The 16,339-nt window shown below is 60.6% G+C and carries 15 protein-coding genes; 14 read left to right on the top strand and 1 reads right to left on the bottom strand.

Features of this window, described 5'->3' with window-relative positions; genetic code table 11:
• The first annotated feature begins 5 nt into the window (after positions 1-5).
• The 11 genes from H7B90_RS09650 (at position 6) to glnA (ending at position 12,242) form a co-directional block, all read left to right on the top strand.
• On the top strand, positions 6-1,013 hold the full coding sequence (locus tag H7B90_RS09650; RefSeq protein ID WP_185135657.1) for a HAMP domain-containing sensor histidine kinase: 1,008 nt from the start codon (positions 6-8) through the stop codon (positions 1,011-1,013).
• A 48-nt stretch (positions 1,014-1,061) separates the two neighbouring features.
• Positions 1,062-1,727, top strand: coding sequence for a response regulator (locus H7B90_RS09645; protein ID WP_185135656.1), 666 nt, complete (start codon positions 1,062-1,064; stop codon positions 1,725-1,727).
• A 99-nt stretch (positions 1,728-1,826) separates the two neighbouring features.
• A complete protein-coding gene (locus H7B90_RS09640) occupies positions 1,827-2,240 on the top strand; it encodes a YugN family protein (RefSeq protein ID WP_185135655.1) in 414 nt (137 codons plus the stop codon).
• A 224-nt stretch (positions 2,241-2,464) separates the two neighbouring features.
• Positions 2,465-4,084, top strand: coding sequence for a S1C family serine protease (locus H7B90_RS09635; protein WP_185135654.1), 1,620 nt, complete (start codon positions 2,465-2,467; stop codon positions 4,082-4,084).
• Positions 4,085-4,216: 132 nt separating this feature from the next.
• Complete coding sequence (locus tag H7B90_RS09630) at positions 4,217-4,903, top strand: response regulator transcription factor (protein ID WP_185135653.1); 687 nt, start codon at positions 4,217-4,219, stop codon at positions 4,901-4,903.
• A 441-nt stretch (positions 4,904-5,344) separates the two neighbouring features.
• On the top strand, positions 5,345-6,460 hold the full coding sequence (locus H7B90_RS09625; protein ID WP_306421778.1) for a sensor histidine kinase: 1,116 nt from the start codon (positions 5,345-5,347) through the stop codon (positions 6,458-6,460).
• Between the two features lie 37 nt (positions 6,461-6,497).
• Positions 6,498-7,445, top strand: coding sequence for a 4-hydroxy-3-methylbut-2-enyl diphosphate reductase (locus H7B90_RS09620; RefSeq protein ID WP_185135651.1), 948 nt, complete (start codon positions 6,498-6,500; stop codon positions 7,443-7,445).
• Positions 7,446-7,488: 43 nt separating this feature from the next.
• Positions 7,489-7,989, top strand: coding sequence for a DUF2062 domain-containing protein (locus H7B90_RS09615; protein WP_185135650.1), 501 nt, complete (start codon positions 7,489-7,491; stop codon positions 7,987-7,989).
• Between the two features lie 185 nt (positions 7,990-8,174).
• Positions 8,175-9,236, top strand: coding sequence for a 3-deoxy-7-phosphoheptulonate synthase (gene aroF / locus H7B90_RS09610; RefSeq protein WP_185135649.1), 1,062 nt, complete (start codon positions 8,175-8,177; stop codon positions 9,234-9,236).
• A 157-nt stretch (positions 9,237-9,393) separates the two neighbouring features.
• Positions 9,394-10,416 (top strand): LLM class flavin-dependent oxidoreductase, encoded by a 1,023-nt coding sequence (locus tag H7B90_RS09605; protein ID WP_311772703.1) that lies wholly within the window; start codon positions 9,394-9,396, stop codon positions 10,414-10,416.
• Positions 10,417-10,817: 401 nt separating this feature from the next.
• Positions 10,818-12,242 carry a type I glutamate--ammonia ligase gene (gene glnA / locus H7B90_RS09600; RefSeq protein ID WP_185135648.1) on the top strand — a complete coding sequence of 475 codons (1,425 nt, stop codon included), beginning with the start codon at positions 10,818-10,820 and terminating at the stop codon, positions 12,240-12,242.
• A gap of 837 nt (positions 12,243-13,079) precedes the next feature.
• Here the strand turns inward: glnA and thpR are convergent.
• Positions 13,080-13,799: an RNA 2',3'-cyclic phosphodiesterase gene (gene thpR, locus H7B90_RS09595; protein ID WP_185135647.1), complete on the bottom strand. Its 720-nt coding sequence runs from the start codon at positions 13,797-13,799 to the stop codon at positions 13,080-13,082.
• Positions 13,800-13,926: 127 nt separating this feature from the next.
• Here thpR and serC point away from each other — a divergent pair, with 127 nt between their 5' ends.
• From serC to H7B90_RS09580, 3 genes are all read left to right on the top strand, one after another.
• A complete protein-coding gene (serC, locus tag H7B90_RS09590) occupies positions 13,927-15,015 on the top strand; it encodes a 3-phosphoserine/phosphohydroxythreonine transaminase (protein ID WP_185135646.1) in 1,089 nt (362 codons plus the stop codon).
• 168 nt (positions 15,016-15,183) lie between these two features.
• On the top strand, positions 15,184-15,651 hold the full coding sequence (gene trmL / locus H7B90_RS09585) for a tRNA (uridine(34)/cytosine(34)/5-carboxymethylaminomethyluridine(34)-2'-O)-methyltransferase TrmL (protein ID WP_185135645.1): 468 nt from the start codon (positions 15,184-15,186) through the stop codon (positions 15,649-15,651).
• A gap of 175 nt (positions 15,652-15,826) precedes the next feature.
• Positions 15,827-16,072, top strand: a complete 246-nt coding sequence (locus tag H7B90_RS09580; RefSeq protein ID WP_185135644.1) for an AbrB/MazE/SpoVT family DNA-binding domain-containing protein — start codon at positions 15,827-15,829, stop codon at positions 16,070-16,072.
• Positions 16,073-16,339 lie beyond the last annotated feature (267 nt).

Genomic DNA, 16,339 nt, shown 5'->3' with positions numbered 1-16,339 from the left:
CCGGGATGAGGCTGATCCGCAACAGCAAGTGGGAGTGGGCCTTCTACTCCGGCGCTTCGTCGGCCGTCTTGATGGGGCTTATCTATATCAGTTGGAAAACGACGCGCGGCGACTTCTCGAATCCGGAATGGTGGATGAGCTGGGGGCCGGGGCTGATCGTCTTCCATATCGCCTTCGCGTATATATTGGGAAGGCGGACGCAGAGGCGGATCGATCAGCTCCAGCTGGCGATGAAGCAGGCCGCGGCGAACAACTGGAGCGTCCGGCTTCCGGACATCCAGGGAGACGCCTTCGCGGAGACGTACCAGGACTTCAACGCGATGGTCGCGAAGCTGGAATCCCGGATGAAGCTGCTCCAGCAGCTTGGGGAGCAGCGAGTCATGGAAGAGGCTCCGGCGCTCGAAGCGGCCGTTCAAGAGGAACGCCGCCGTCTGGCGCGCGACCTGCACGATACGGTCAGCCAGCAGCTGTTCGCCCTGCACATGGCGTCCTCCTCCCTTCCGAAGCTGATGGAGCTGGACGCCGAACAAGGGCGCAAGGTGATGGAGCAGCTGATCGTCATGTCCTCGTCCGCCCAGCGGCAGATGCGGGGCCTCATCGCGCAGCTTCGCCCGATGGAGCTTCAGGGACGGACGCTGCACGAGGCGCTAGACCGCTGGTTCCCGGACTACTGCCGTCAGAACGGTCTGCAGGGCACGCTCGAGATTCAATCCGACGTGGAGCTGACGGAAGCGAAGGAGCATCAGATGTTCCTGATCATCCAGGAAGCGATGGCCAACGTCGTCAAACATGCGGACGCCAAGGAAGTCCGTCTCATGCTCGGAGAGACGGACAGCCGCATCTCGCTGCAGATCGAGGACGACGGCTCGGGCTTCAAGGCGGAGCAAGTGCGAGCCGGAACCTACGGCCTGTCCACGATGCAGGAGAGGGCGCAGAAGCTGGGCGGCGAGGCGGAGATCGTGACGAAGCCGGGCTCCGGCACGCGCGTCCGCGTCTGGGTCCCCAAATTTTGACGGATCTCCGACATTCCTACATTTTCAACCCCAAAAGGAGCCAGTAGAATGAATGCCGAAGCTACCGCATGCAACGTGCTGATCGTGGACGATCACGAAATGGTAAGAACGGGCCTGCGAACGTATCTGATGCTGGACCCGCGCTTCTCCGTCATCGGCGAGGCGTCGAGCGGGAAGGAAGCGCTGGACGCCCTCGCTAACGGAGGGTACGGCGGCAAGATGCCCCAGCTCGTGCTCATGGACCTGATGATGCCCGACATGAACGGCGTCGAGGCGACGCGGGCGCTGCTCGAGAGATATCCCGGTCTGCGCATCGTCATTCTGACGAGCTTCCTCGAGGACGACAAAGTCGTCGAAGCGATCGAAGCGGGAGCGGTCAGCTACGTGCTCAAGACCGTGTCCGCGGACGAGTTGATCTACGCGATGCAAGGCGCGATGCGCAGCATGCCGGTCATGAGCGGGGAAGTGTCGCAGGCGCTCACCCGCGGCCTCAGGCGCCGCTCGGTCCAGGAGGAAGACGAAGGGCTGACGGAGCGGGAGCGCGAGGTGCTTCTCTTGATCGCGGAGGGCAAGTCGAACAAGGAGATCGGAGACGAGCTGCACATCAGCATCAAGACGGTCAAGACGCACGTCAGCAACCTGCTCATGAAGTGCGAGGCGGAGGATCGGACCCAGCTCGCCATCTACGCCCACCGCAAAGGCTGGGCCCAATAGCGAACGGACATAAGCCCCCTTCGATCCCTTTCCCATGGGCGGAAAGGGATAACTTGCGTAAAAAACGGTTACGCTAAAGATAAAAAGGGAGGACTGTCCGTGCATCCGCTGCAGTCCCGATTGACCGGCCAGGAACAGGAATTCGCTCCCGTCCGGAGCGCGCTGGCCGAGAGAGGCTTCGCGCTCGGAGGGGCATGGGAGTACGACCGCGGTTCGTTCGACTGCGCCCTCGACGAAGGGAACAAGGTATGGCTGCGCCTTCCGTTCCGCGTGACGAACGGGAATCTCGACGGCGAGACGGCCGAGAACGACGCGAAGATCCGGTTCGACGAGCCTTACGTGCTCAAGCACTTGTATAACGAAGGGTTGGACGCCGAAGCCCAGCCCCGGACGTTCGGGGCCGTGTTCGATCAATTCCAGGATCCGGTCGAGCCCGACGCCGATATCGAGCCCAGATGGATCGACGAAGCCCGCGAACGCCTGGAAGAGGTAGAGAGAATTTATCCCGCCTGAAGCGGCGGCGGATGCGAGCGCCCTCCGGGCCCACCGGGGGGCGCCGCCTTTTCTGGAAATCCGGCGCCGTCGTTCATCTTCCGTTCATCTTTTTAGTTTCGGCTCATTTCGGTTTAATATAGTTTTAAGGTTGACGAGCGAAGATAGAGTCAAGCAGAACGGAGATCGCGACCGCCCAAGACGCGCAAGACCCGGGCGCCGCGCGACTAGAGGAGGAATAGACGATGAGTGATCAATTCAAGAAGCCGGAAGATTTGTTCGGATTCCGATATGCAGAAGAGCCGTCGAAGGAGAATCGGGAAGCCGAAGAGCGCGAGCCCGCCGCGGAACGCGCGGAAGCGGAAGCGGCGGATGCCGGCGAGACGGTGTACCGCCCGTACGGCCCGGTCTCCGGCCGGGAGAGCGGGAACGAGAGCCGGACCGAGGCGACGACGTTCACGTACGGTCCGTTCGGGGCGGCTTCGTCCGCCGGCTCCGGCAGCGGGGACGGCTCCGGCCGACACCTGCCGGCGAACCGGGAATACCGTCCGTTCACCGTCTCGGGCAACGGGCGCCACTGGGAGAATCCTCCCCGCCGCCGCACGTCGCTTCGCGCCGTATTCGCCTCGTTCATGGTCGGCGTCGTGGCCGTCGGCGGCCTGATGTTCGCGGCGGACCGCGGCAACTGGTTCTCCGGAACGCAGCTTGCGGGCGGATCGTCCCCGACGCAGGCGACTTCCGCGAAGCCGGTCAGCAGCACCGTCTCCAACGCGGTCGATACCGTAAGGCCGAACAACATCTCGAAGATCTTCGAGCAGGCGAGCCCGGCGGTCGTCAAGATCGAGACGTATACGACGGTGCAGAACCGCTCGGGCGGCAACAGCCTGTTCGACGATCCGTTCTTCCGCCAGTTCTTCGGCGACGACTACGGCAACGGCAACGGCGGCAATGGCGGGAATAACGGCGGCGGATCGCAGGAACAGAAGAGCGGCATGGGCTCCGGCTTCATCTTCGATTCGACCGGCTACATTCTGACGAACGAGCACGTCATCGACGGCGCGAGCGAGATCAAGGTCACGGTGAACGGCTACGAGCAGCCGTTCACGGCGAAGCTGCTCGGCTCGAGCTACGATCTCGACCTGGCCGTCCTCAAGATCGAGGGCAGCAACTTCCCGACCTTGAAGCTGGGCGATTCCAACGCGACGAACATGGGCGACTGGGTCGTCGCCATCGGCAACCCGTACGGCTTCGACCATACGGTGACGGTAGGCGTGCTCAGCTCCAACGAACGCGAGATCAGCATCCAGGACACGAACGGCACGCGCAACTACGAGCATCTGCTGCAGACGGACGCTTCCATTAACCCGGGCAACTCCGGCGGCCCGCTGCTGAACCTGAACGGCGAAGTCATCGGCATCAATACGGCCGTCAGCTCGGAAGCGCAAGGCATCGGCTTCGCGATTCCGACGAGCACGATCAGCGAAGTGCTGGATAAGCTGAAGACGAACACGAAGATTCCTTCGAAGCCGGTTCCGTTCATCGGCGCGACGCTGCAGGACGTCAACTCGACGATCGCAAGGCAGCTGGGCCTCGACAGCGCCAGCGGCTCCTACGTCTACAGCGTTCTGTACAACTCGCCGGCATATAAGGGAGATCTTCGCCAATACGACGTCATCACCGGCATGGACGGCAAGACCTACAAGACGTCGACCGACTTGATCGAGGCGATCAAGAAGAAGAACGTCGGCGACAAGGTGACCTTGAACGTCATTCGCGGCGGGAAGAAGGTCGACATCAACGTCGAGATCGGCGACAAGAACGCCTTCGAGGATCAGCTCGAGCAGCAACAGCAGCAGCAACCATAATCGCGGGCCGGATCGCGGATCCCGGACCCAGCGGAGAAGGGGCAGTCTTCCACGGCTGCCCCTTTTCAAATAAAATAGGGATTACGGAACGGGCCACGGGCTTTGATTAACGACGGTCAAAAGGAGTATGGCATGAGATCTCATATTGTAGTGATCGACGACGACGAGAAAATCACTTCTTTGCTTCGGCGCAGCCTGGCCTTCGAGGGCTACGAGGTGACGACCGCTCCGAACGGGCAGGAGGGTCTGCGGATTCTGCAAGGCCGGCATGCGGACCTCGTCATCCTGGACGTCATGATGCCGATCTTGGACGGCTGGGAGGTGTGCCGCCGGCTACGGGCCGCGGGCATTCAATCGCCGGTCCTCATGCTGACGGCGAAGGACGACGTGCAGGATCGCGTCAAGGGGCTGGACATGGGAGCCGACGATTATCTCGTCAAGCCGTTCGCGCTAGAGGAGCTGATGGCCCGCGTCCGCGCGCTGCTGCGGCGCAAGCCGGAGCAGGCCGAGGACAACCACCAGCTGCGGTACGAGGACCTGCTCATGGACGTGGACGCGCGCGAGGTCATGCGCGGGGAGCATCGCATCGAATTGACCGCGAAGGAATTCGATCTGCTCCATCTGTTCATGCAGAATCCGAAGCGGGTGCTCTCCCGGGATCAAATCATGGAGCGTATCTGGGGCTACGATTACAGCGGCGAATCGAACGTGCTGGAGGTCTACGTGGCCATGCTCCGGCAGAAGCTGGAGGAGCACGGAGGCAACCGGCTCATTCTGACCGTCCGGGGCGCCGGGTATGTGCTGAAAGGAGAAAGCTGATTCGCCATGTCCATCCGGCTCCGCCTCACCTTATGGTATTCGGGACTGCTCGCCGTTACGTTGGTGGCGTTCGGATTTTTGGTCTATTACGTTGTTTATCACAATACGATGCAGGACGTAAGACACAAACTTAGATCCGAAGCGGACAATATGGGCTATGATTTCAATATCGGGAATTTCACCCAGACCCCTCTAACGCTTCGGGAATCAGGCGAATTGGGCCGCGATCAGATGGGCGCGCAGCTTATTCTTTATACGCAAGACGGCAAAGGCGTCATGGGGGACCAAACCAGTTTTCTTCTTCAGAACAATATCCAATTCCCATACCCTGATCAGAAGCATGCTCGCGATCGTTTCGTCAAATATAAGGTAAATGGCCACCCCTTCTACGTCTTGGAGCAAAGTCTTTACTTAAGGGGAAGCGACAAGGTTGTCGCTCTCTTGCAGATTGCCGCTTACACCTATAAAGAAGAAACTTTGTTTTCCCAGCTTCGTACTATCCTGCTGCTGACGGGAGCCGCCGGTCTGCTCGTCGCGTTCCTCCTCGGACTCTTCCTCTCGCGCAAGGCGCTGCGTCCGATCGAGCAGGTGACGGAAGCGGCCGAGCGCATTCAGAGCGGGGTCGACCTGAGCATCCGCATTCCGGGGAACAGCCAGGACGAGATCGGCCGCCTGCGGAGCACGCTGAACCATATGCTGGAGCGGATCGAACGGGCGTACAACGGGCTCGAAGAGACGAATATCGCCCAGCGCCGGTTCGTGTCGGACGCCTCCCACGAGCTGCGCACCCCGCTGACCACGATTCGGGGCAACGTCGACTTCCTGGAGAAAATATGGGCGGACAGCGGCCGGCAGTCGGGCGGCGCGGAAGACGCGGAGAGCGCGGGCGCTTCGGGACGCGCGCTCACCATCGCGGAGCGGGAGTCGATGTCCAAGGAAGCGATCCACGACATCGCGGACGAAGCGCGCCGGATGAGCCGGCTCGTGAACGATCTGCTGTCGCTCGCCCGGGCCGACGCGGGCTACGTTATGGACATGGAGCGCGTCGAGCTGAAGTCGCTGGCGGAGGAGGCGGCCCGCCGGGCGGCGTTCCTGCCGCGGACCGCGGAATGGAAGCTCGGGTCGCTGGACGCGCTGGACGGCGTCTGGGTGAAGGGGAACCGCGATTACCTGCTGCAGCTCTTGTTCATTTTCATCGAGAACGGGTTCAAGTACACGCCGTCCGGCGAAGTGCGGCTGGAATCCGTCCGGGCGGACGACAAGGTCGGGCTCATCGTCTCGGACACCGGCATCGGCATGAGCCGGGAGGAAGTGCCGCACATCTTCGACCGCTTCTATCGCGTCGACGTCTCGCGGGGGCAGACGCCCGGCACCGGCCTCGGGCTGTCGATCGCCAAGTGGATCGCCGACATGCACAACGCCTCCCTCGAGGTCCGCACGAAGCTCGGGGAAGGAAGCCGGTTTATCGTCTGGCTGCCCATCGACTTTTCCGAACCTCCCGAATGCGATATAATAGAAGGTACGGTACGCCCGGAGCTTCCGAACAGGGAGACTTGAATCACTACAACAAGGGCGGGAAAGCAGGCGTTAGACAATGGAAGTCGTGAAGATATCTCCGAGAGGCTATTGCTATGGCGTGGTCGATGCCATGGTTCTGGCGCTGCAGACGGCCCGGAACCTGGATCTGCCCCGCCCTATTTATATTTTGGGCATGATCGTTCACAACAGCCACGTGACGGATTCGTTCAAGGACGAAGGCATCATTACGCTGGACGGGCCGAACCGGCTCGAGATTCTCGAGCAGATCGAGAGCGGCACCGTCATCTTCACCGCGCACGGGGTCTCTCCGGAGGTACGCAAGCGCGCCCGCGACAAGGGCTTGACGATCGTCGACGCGACGTGCCCGGACGTGACGAAGACGCACGATCTCATTCGCGAGAAGGTCGCCGACGGCTACGACGTGATCTACATCGGCAAGAAGGGCCATCCCGAGCCGGAAGGCGCGGTCGGCATCGCGCCGGAGCACGTTCACCTGATCGAGAAGGAAGAAGAGATCGCGCGGCTGAACCTGAAGAATGACCGCATCATCATCACGAACCAGACGACGATGTCCCAATGGGATATCAAGCATCTGATGGCCAAGCTGCTGCAGACGTATCCGTCCGCCGAGATTCATAACGAGATCTGCCTGGCGACGCAGGTTCGCCAGGAAGCCGTCGCCGATCAGGCGGGGCAAGCGCAGCTGTGCATCGTCGTCGGCGATCCGCGGAGCAACAACTCGAACCGGCTGGCGCAGGTGTCCTCGGAGATCGCCGGCGTTCCGGCCTACCGGATCTCGGATTTGTCCGAGCTCAAGCGGGAGTGGCTCGAAGGCATCGAACGGGTCGCGGTCACGTCGGGCGCTTCCACTCCGACGCCGCTTACGAAGGAAGTCATTCAATACTTGGAGCAGTACGATCCTAACAATCCCGACACTTGGGAGATTCGCAGAACCGTCAACATGAACAAGCTGCTGCCTACCGTAAGGGACAAAACGGTATAGGGGTGAGGGAATCGGCGCCGTAGACAGCGAGAAAGGAGCGCCTATGAACACCATACGCAAGATTCCGCGCTGGCTCAAATTCCAATACGTCAAGCTTCTCAGGGCCAAGGGAGGGGCGTCCGTCGTCGCCATGGGATTCGCCGTCGGCCTGTTCGTCGAGATGTTCAACCTTCCGACGTACGGGACGTCCTTCCTGCTCATCTTCCCGCTGAACTTCATACTTCGCGGAAGCTTCGCGGCGGCGCTGGTCGGCTTCCTGTTCGGGAAGATGATCTACATTCCGATGTCCTTCCTGAACGCGAAGATGGCCGGAACCGTGCTGCCGAAGAACTTCGCGATTCAAATCTCGTTTCTGCCGGAGTGGATCAATCACATTCTGCTGCTCAATCTGAAGCTGATCGTCGGCGGAATTATCGACGGGGCGATTCTCGGATTGCTCTTCTACTTCCCGATCCGCTACAGCGTCGAAGCCTTCAAGCGGAAGAGACGGGAGAAGCGGAGGCTGAATCGAGCCCGGGTGGAGGCGAACACGGTTCTTGAATAAGATAAAGGCAAGAGATGCGCAATGCTCGAAGCTCGCGAGTCGATGGGGAATTCTCCTCGATACGCGCAACGACGGCGTTGACATCCTGCCTTTTTTTCGATATAGTTGCTTTAACGGATCAAAGCTTAAAAGCGGATAAGCGTCGAAGCGGATAAGCGTTAAAACTAACTGGAGCGTGAGGAATCATGATCGTCATTACATCCCCGCAAATTTCCGAAGAACGAATCTCCGAGATCGTCAAATACATCGAACAGAGCGGCGTCCAAGCGCACGTATCCCGCGGAACGGACCGCACGGTTATCGGCATCATCGGCAAGGCCGACCCGCACCTGGCCGATCATATCCGGTCGATGAAGGGCGTCGAGAACGTCATCAAGATCTCCAAGTCCTACAAGCTCGCGAGCCGCGACTTCCATCCGGACGACACGATCATCGAAGTGAAGGGCATCAAGATCGGCGGCGACAGCCTGGTCGTCATGGGCGGCCCCTGCGCGGTGGAGACGCCGGAGCAGATCGACGAGATCGCCCGTCTGGTCAAGACGGCCGGCGGCCAAGTGCTTCGCGGCGGCGCGTTCAAGCCGCGCACCGGTCCTTACAGCTTCCAGGGCATCGGCGTGGAAGGACTGAAGTGGATGAAGGAGGCCGGCGACAAGTACGGTCTCGTCACGATCACGGAAGTGATGGCGCCCGAATTCGTCGACATCTGCGCCGAATACGCCGACATCATGCAGGTCGGCACGCGCAACATGCAGAACTTCGATCTGCTCCGCAAGCTGGGCACGATCAAGAATCCGGTCCTGCTCAAGCGCGGCTTCAGCGCCACCTACGACGAATGGCTGAACGCGGCGGAATACATCCTGGCCGGCGGCAACCCGAACGTCATGCTCTGCGAGCGCGGCATCCGTACGTTCGAGACGTACACGCGCAATACGTTCGACCTGACCGCCATTCCGGTCATCCAGCAGCTGTCCCACCTGCCGGTCATCGCCGACCCGAGCCACGCGACCGGCCGCCGCGAGCTGGTCGAGACGATGACGAAGGCGTCCGTCGCCGCCGGCGCGAACGGCCTGATCATCGAGATGCATACCGATCCCGACAACTCGGCGACGGGCGACGGCGTCCAATCGCTGTTCCCGGACCAGTTCGCCAACCTGCTGAAGGAGCTGGAGCAGCTCGCTCCGCTGCTCGGCAAGCGGTTCGACACGGCGAAGGAGCCGGCGGAAGCGTTCCGCACCTGGAAGATCTAACTGCCGGCGTCAAGACCGGAACGGAATAAGAAAAGGAAGAGAAAAGACCGTCCGTTCGGCCCTCGAGCCGAGCGGGCGGTTTTCGTTCATAAGCGAAGGTTTATGCTATTCTTGACGGGAGAAGGTTCGCATACTAGTGGAACAGGGAGGTGTCCGCATGGTCTTGAAGCTGGGCGTATTGGACCAGTCGCCGATCGGCCGGGGAGAGGACGCCGTCGTCGCCTTCAAGCATACGCTGGAGCTGGCGCGGGCGGCCGATCGGTTGGGTTATTCGAGATTCTGGGTGTCGGAGCATCACGATACGACCGGGCTGGCCGGGTCCTCGCCGGAGGTGCTGCTCGCCGCGATCGGAGCGAACACGTCGCGCATCCGCATCGGATCGGGAGGCGTGCTTCTGCCGCATTACAGCCCTTACAAAGTCGCGGAGAACTTCCGCGTGCTCGAAGCGCTCTACCCCGGAAGGTGCGATCTCGGCATCGGCCGCGCGCCGGGAGGAATGCCGCTCGCCTCGATCGCTCTGCGCAACGGCGCTCCCAAGCCGCCCGAGGAGCGGTTCCCCGAGACGCTGCGGGAGCTCGGCGCTTATCTCGAGTCGGGACCGCCGCTCGGGCCGGAGCACCCGCTGGCGGAGCTTCGCGCCACTCCGAGGGTCGGGACGGTCCCGGAGATCTGGCTGCTCGGCTCGAGCGGCTACAGCGCCGCCGTGGCGTCCCGAATGGGGGCGGGCTTCTCGTTCGCCCACTTCATTAACGGCTACGGCGGGCAGGGCGCCGTCTGGGATTACTTGCGTTCGTTCCGCCCGGGCCCTCTCGGGACGATGCCGCGGGTGAACGCTTGCGTGTTCGTCATCTGCGCGGACACCGACGCAATCGCGGAACGGGAGGCCTCGTCGATGGACCTGCGCTTGCTCTATAACGAGAAGGGGGAGTTCGGCCGGCCGTTCCCGACGGCGGAAGAAGCGGCGGCCTACCCCTATTCGGAGTGGGATCGCGCCCGAATCGCCGACAACCGGAAGCGGATGATCGTCGGCGGGCCGGACCGGGTGCGGAAGGCGCTCGCCGCGTTCGCGGACAGCTACCGGACCGACGAAGTGATCGTTACCTGCATCATGTCGGATTTCAGGCTGCGCATGCGGAGCTACGAGCTGCTGGCCGAGCTGTTCGATTTGAAGGGGCGTTGAGACGTATTCCTTATAATGGAAGAGATTGCTTTTCGTTAGGTTTGTTGGCGTCGAGAAAAATAGAACGATCGGACGGCGTGCCCGGTTGGGAACGCGCGTCGGAGAAGAGGCCGGAAAGCGCTTTATCCGGCCTCTTCATTTTTGGCGATTATCGCCGAAGAACCGAGTCGCGGCGCGGCTTCCCGGCTTCGGGGAGAGGGTTGGGGCGGCCGGGTCTGTGGCCAAATTGTGAACCTTTTATGAAAGTGTGAGGATAGCTTACACTTCCACAAAAAATACCTTACATAACTATTGACGCTCCCTATAGCGAGAATTATAATAGCCTCAGTGAGTTGGGTTAAACTTGAACGTTCAAGGTGAAATGAAGACTTAATGTTCGGAAATGGGGAGGAAATTCGAAAATGTCCGTACAAAAAGTATTGGAATTGATCAAGGAAAAAAACATCGAGTTCGTTGATTTCCGATTCGTAGACCTGGCTGGCCGCGCTCACCACATCACGCTGCCTGCTTCCGAAGTTGACGCAGAAACGTTCGTGAACGGAGTTGCGTTCGACGGTTCCTCGATCGCCGGCTTCCGCGGCATCGAAGAATCCGACATGGTCATGATGCCGGACGCGGAGACCGCTTATGTCGATCCGTTCACGGCTCATTCGACCCTGATCGTCATGAGCAACATCCATACGCCGGACGGCGTTCGCTACGAGCGCGACCCGCGTTCGATCGCTCACAAGGCCGAAGAGTACCTGCAAACGACGGGTGTCGGCACGGCTGCGTTCTTCGCTCCCGAATCCGAATTCTTCATTTTCGACGACGTTCGCTATGAATCGACCATGAACTCTTCCTCCTTCTTCGTCGACTCCGAGGAAGCGGCTTGGAACACGAACCGCAAGGAAGAGGGCGGCAACCTCGCGTTCAAAGTCGGCGTCAAGGGCGGATACGTTCCGGTCGCTCCGGTCGACTCCCAACAAGACATCCGCAGCGAGATGGTTCGCCTGCTGCAAGAATCCGGACTTCGCGTCGAGCGTCATCACCACGAAGTCGCGACGGCCGGCCAAGCGGAGATCAACTTCCGCTTCGACACCCTGACGAAGACCGCCGACAACCTGATGAAGTACAAATATATCGTGCACAACGTAGCTCGCCAATACGGCAAAGTCGCTACGTTCATGCCGAAGCCTCTCTTCGGGGACAACGGCAGCGGCATGCACGTTCACCAATCGATCTTCAACGAAGGCGAGCCGCTCTTCTACGAGAAAGGCGGTTACGCGAACCTGAGCCAGATGGCGCTGAACTACATCGGCGGTATCCTGTACCATGCTCCGGCTCTGATCGCGATCACGAACCCGTCCACGAACTCGTTCAAGCGTCTCGTTCCGGGTTACGAAGCTCCGGTTAACCTCGTATTCTCCAAGGGCAACCGTTCCGCTGCCGTTCGGATTCCGGTCGCAGCGGTTACTCCGAAGGGCTGCCGCATCGAGTTCCGCACGCCGGACTCCACGGCGAACCCGTACCTGGCGTTCGCGGCTATGCTGATGGCCGGCCTGGACGGCATCAAGCGCAAGATCGACCCGACCGCGCTCGGCTATGGCCCGTACGACAAAAACATCTACGAGCTGTCCGACGAAGAGAAGAAAGAAATCCGCAGCGTTCCGGGAACCCTGGACGAAGCGCTGGACGCTCTGGAAGCCGACTACGAATTCCTCACCGAAGGCGGCGTCTTCACGAAGGAATTCATCGACAACTACGTCGCGTTCAAGCGCGCCGAAGCCAAAGCCGTCTCCATCCGCGTACACCCGTACGAGTACGGCCTCTACTTCGACTGCTAATCCCCAATACGCTCGTCAAGCTCCCTTCGGGGAGCTTTTTCATTTTTTACCGGGACAAGCGGGGGGACGGCATGGCGGAGCTGTCTGTCGCCTGTCTGTCGTCTGCGGTCGACGTCAGGGTTAAGGCTTGACATGGCACTATCCCGTCGATTCAGGGAGAAGGTTGCGGGATCGGAAGCAGCATGCCATTATCCCCTTGGGTCAGGAGGCAGGGGGGGGCGGAATCGAGGGGACGTACTCCTATCCCGTCGAATCAGGGAGAAGGTTGCGAGAACGGAAGCGGCGTGCCATTATCCCCTTGGGTCAGGAGGCAGAGGTGCGGAATCGAGGGGGACGTCCCCCTATCCCGTCGAATCAGAGAGAAGGCTGCGAGAACCTAAGCAGCGTGCCATTATCCCCTTGGGTCAGGAGGCAGAGGTGCGGAATCGAGGGGGACGTCCCCCTATCCCGTCGAATCAGGGAGACGAACGAGCGTTATCCTGATGGGAGGGGATAAGGCGACAAAAGGTAGTGGCGCGAACGACATCCCACGCCTGAGTCGGAGGGATAGTGGGAGGACGGGGAGTTCTGTACCTGAGCAGAAGGGATAGTGGTCGTAAGGCGCGGCTAGGCGTAATGCATAATTCGTAATGCGTGGTCGGGCCCGGCTCCTGACCGGAAGGGATAAGAGGACGTATCGCGAGAAAAGCAAAAGGGATGCGAAGCGTCAGGGCCTCCTGACGCGAAGGGATAATGGGACGGCGAAGACGGAAGAGGATTCCTTCTGCACGGAAAGGGCACCGCGCAAGGGCAGTACGGGCAGCGGCAAAAATGTTCGAGCAAGTCTCAGGGCCGCCGTTAGAGCCCGAAGGGGAATTCGGCGATGCGCTCGTAGCTGGGGCGCCGGCCGAGGTGCGAGCGGTACAGCGTGATTCCGCTCGATGTCCAGAAGCCGGCGGGGCCGTCAACGAGGGCTCGGCCGCTGTCTTCGCCGCTGGCGGTAGCGGGCGGCTGGACGTTATGGCCGTCGCCGCTGTCAGGCGCGAGAGGCTGCGCGGTTCCGTCGCCGCGGGAGCCGAGCGCCTGCACGGCGCGGGACCAGGCGGCCCGGAGGGAGGCGGAATCCCCGCTGCCCGGGCCGCCTCCGCGCGCGAGCGTAATATGCGCGCGGAACGGACGCTCCTCCGGCACGAAGCCGGAGGAGGCGGCGAGACGCCGCCCGAGCTCGGCCTGCAGCGCCGCCAGCGCGGACAGGCCCGCACCGCTGGCGGCGGCGCCCGGCTCCCGGACGCCGCACCAGAGGATGCGCGGCGCCGCGGGAGAGCCGAACGTGCCGGGCTCGCCCAGCTCGAGCGCCAGCGGCGCCGCGTTCGCCGCGGCGGCCCGCGCCGCCTCGGCGACGGAGTCGACCCGCGACGAGGGGGTGTCGCCGAGGAAGTGGAGCGTCATATGGTAATCGGACGGATGGGTCCAGGACCGGAAGACCAGGTCGCGCGCCAGCCGTTCCGACAGTGAAGCCAGCCTCTTTTCCGCCTCGTTCGACAACGCGATTCCGAGATAAAGACGAAGATTCTCCATTTTGCGCACCGCTTTCGTTCGGAATTTCTTATAATCGACATCATTTCGGACGTTTAGACGGTTGCTTGTCCCTATGGCGCTTTGATATGATAAGCCTATCATGAATATGCACAAGGTGGGAAATGGAATGAGCAATCGGGCTTACAATTTCAACGCGGGACCGGCCGCGCTGCCGCTTGAGGTGCTGGAACAGGCGCAGGAGCAATTCGTCGAGTACAAGGGCTCCGGCATGTCCTTGATGGAGATGTCGCACCGCGGCGCCATCTACGAAGGCGTACACCACGAAGCGGAACAGCTGCTGCGCGAGCTGCTCGGCATTCCGAACAATTACAAGGTGCTGTTCATCCAAGGCGGAGCCAGCACGCAATTCGCGATGGTGCCGATGAACCTGCTGCAGCCCGGCAAAGTCGCCTCGTATGTCTCCACGGGCAGTTGGGCGACGAAGGCGATCCAGGAAGCGAAGCTGTTCGGCGAGACGGCGATCGCCGCCTCTTCCGAAGCGGATAAGTTCACGCGCATTCCGTCCGCGGCCGAGCTGAAGATCGCTCCGGAATCCGCCTACCTGCACCTCACGTCCAACGAGACGATCGAAGGCACGCAATGGGCCGAGTACCCGGAGACGGGTTCGGTGCCGCTCGTGGCCGACATGTCCAGCGATATTTTGTGCCGCCCGCTAAACATTTCCCAATTCGGCCTTATTTATGCCGGAGCCCAGAAGAACCTCGGTCCTTCCGGCGTGACGATCGTCATCATCCGCGAGGATCTGATCGGCACCCCTTCCCTGACGGTCCCGACGATGCTGCGGTACTCCACGCATGCGAAGAACGATTCGCTCTACAACACCCCGCCGACGTTCGCCATTTACATGACGAACCTCGTTCTGAACTGGGTCAAGGCCCAAGGCGGAGCCGCGGCCATCGAGAAGATCAACAAGGAGAAGGCCGGCCTGCTGTACGCCGCCATCGACGGCAGCGACGGCTTCTACCGCGGAGTCGCCCAGGAAGGCAGCCGCTCGATCATGAACGTCACGTTCCGGCTCGGCAGCGAAGAGCTGGAGAAGCAATTCGCGAAGGAATCGGAAGCGCAAGGCTTCGTCGGGCTGAAGGGACATCGCAGCGTCGGCGGCCTGCGGGCGTCGATCTACAACGCCGTTCCGCTCGCCAGCGTCAAGGCTCTGGTCGACTTCATGAACGACTTCAAGCGCCGCAACGGCTAATCGGATAGAGGAACGAGCGGAAGGAAGCAAAGATGACGAGGATCGTCCAACCGAAATCGCGGCTTAGGCCGCGGTTTTTGTTTGAACGCTTCCTTTCGAATCCCTATCGGGGATAATCAAAGGTTAAAGGCAAACGCAACGTTCCGAATAAGGAGGCAGCATACCCCAATGGCATTTCACATCGTGCTGGTCGAACCGGAAATTCCGGCGAACACGGGCAACATCGCCCGGACGTGCGCCGCGACGGGAACGCATCTTCACCTCGTCCGCCCTCTCGGCTTCTCCACGGACGACAGGGTGCTGAAGCGGGCCGGGCTGGACTATTGGTACGCCGTCAACATCTCGTATTACGATTCCTTCCAGGAAGTCCGGGACAAGCATCCCGAAGGGCGCTTCTTCTTCGCGAGCACCCGCGTCAGCAAGCGTTACTGCGACTATCAATTCCGGGACGGGGACTTCTTCGTGTTCGGCAAAGAGACGAAAGGGCTGCCGCAGGAGCTGCTGGACGCCAACCCGGATACGGGGATGAGAATCCCGATGACCGACAAGGTCCGTTCGCTGAACCTGGCCAATTCCGCGGCGATCGTCGTCTTCGAAGCGCTTCGCCAGACCGGGTTTCCCGGCCTGGAGGGCTGATGTCGGAAAAGCGTAGAATTTCGACTATTTTTCGCATTTTATGTCGAAATATTGTACAATTCTAAGCAAAATACGTCTAAAGAAGGAAATAAAGGCTCACTATCGAAAGTAAAAAAAGGCTAAGGTTTCAGGTTACACTAGCTTAGATTACCGGAAACGAATGGGAGGAACTGCGTTGAAACCTGCTGGAGTCGTTCGTAAAGTGGATCAACTCGGCCGCATCGTGCTGCCGAAATCCTTGCGCAAAAGGTACCAAATGAATGAAGGAGATCCTGTCGAAATTTTGGTGCAGGGTGACCATATCATTTTGGAGCGTTATCGCCCCCGCTGCGTGTTCTGTTCTTCGATGGAAGGCGTCAGCGAATTCAAAGAACGTTACGTATGCGCTTCTTGCATGGGCGAGATGCAAGGAATGCTCTAATAAGCGAAGGCGCCGGCGCCTCGTTCGCGCGCAAAAAAGCACCGATTCTCCCGTCCGCGACGGGCAGAGCCGGTGCTTTGATTCATTCTTGGCGCGAGAGGCGAAGCCCGACCGGGTTCGCCGTCCCCCCCGATATTCCTTACAATCCCTTGGTCTTGTCGTCGTTATAAGCCGCGGTCAGAATAGCCGTCAGGATCATGGCGAAGACAAGAATGACAATCCAAAATTTATCGCTCAATCCCAGAAACATCTTCCACACCTCCGATT

The sequence above is a fragment of the Cohnella xylanilytica genome, from assembly GCF_014212175.1.
In the GTDB taxonomy this organism is placed as follows: Bacteria; Bacillota; Bacilli; order Paenibacillales; family Paenibacillaceae; genus Cohnella; species Cohnella xylanilytica.
The sequence above is the reverse complement of the archived record's forward strand: the minus strand, read 5'-3'. Positions and strand labels throughout refer to the sequence as shown.

What these genes read in the sequence shown, in the direction of transcription:
- H7B90_RS09650 (WP_185135657.1), top strand. Translation starts at nt 6, where the DNA reads ATGAGGCTGATCCGCAACAGCAAGTGGGAGTGGGCCTTCTACTCCGGC.
- H7B90_RS09645 (WP_185135656.1), top strand. Translation starts at nt 1,062, where the DNA reads ATGAATGCCGAAGCTACCGCATGCAACGTGCTGATCGTGGACGATCAC.
- H7B90_RS09635 (WP_185135654.1), top strand. Translation starts at nt 2,465, where the DNA reads ATGAGTGATCAATTCAAGAAGCCGGAAGATTTGTTCGGATTCCGATAT.
- H7B90_RS09630 (WP_185135653.1), top strand. Translation starts at nt 4,217, where the DNA reads ATGAGATCTCATATTGTAGTGATCGACGACGACGAGAAAATCACTTCT.
- H7B90_RS09620 (WP_185135651.1), top strand. Translation starts at nt 6,498, where the DNA reads ATGGAAGTCGTGAAGATATCTCCGAGAGGCTATTGCTATGGCGTGGTC.
- H7B90_RS09615 (WP_185135650.1), top strand. Translation starts at nt 7,489, where the DNA reads ATGAACACCATACGCAAGATTCCGCGCTGGCTCAAATTCCAATACGTC.
- aroF (WP_185135649.1), top strand. Translation starts at nt 8,175, where the DNA reads ATGATCGTCATTACATCCCCGCAAATTTCCGAAGAACGAATCTCCGAG.
- H7B90_RS09605 (WP_311772703.1), top strand. Translation starts at nt 9,394, where the DNA reads ATGGTCTTGAAGCTGGGCGTATTGGACCAGTCGCCGATCGGCCGGGGA.
- glnA (WP_185135648.1), top strand. Translation starts at nt 10,818, where the DNA reads ATGTCCGTACAAAAAGTATTGGAATTGATCAAGGAAAAAAACATCGAG.
- thpR (WP_185135647.1), bottom strand. Translation starts at nt 13,799, where the DNA reads ATGGAGAATCTTCGTCTTTATCTCGGAATCGCGTTGTCGAACGAGGCG.
- serC (WP_185135646.1), top strand. Translation starts at nt 13,927, where the DNA reads ATGAGCAATCGGGCTTACAATTTCAACGCGGGACCGGCCGCGCTGCCG.
- trmL (WP_185135645.1), top strand. Translation starts at nt 15,184, where the DNA reads ATGGCATTTCACATCGTGCTGGTCGAACCGGAAATTCCGGCGAACACG.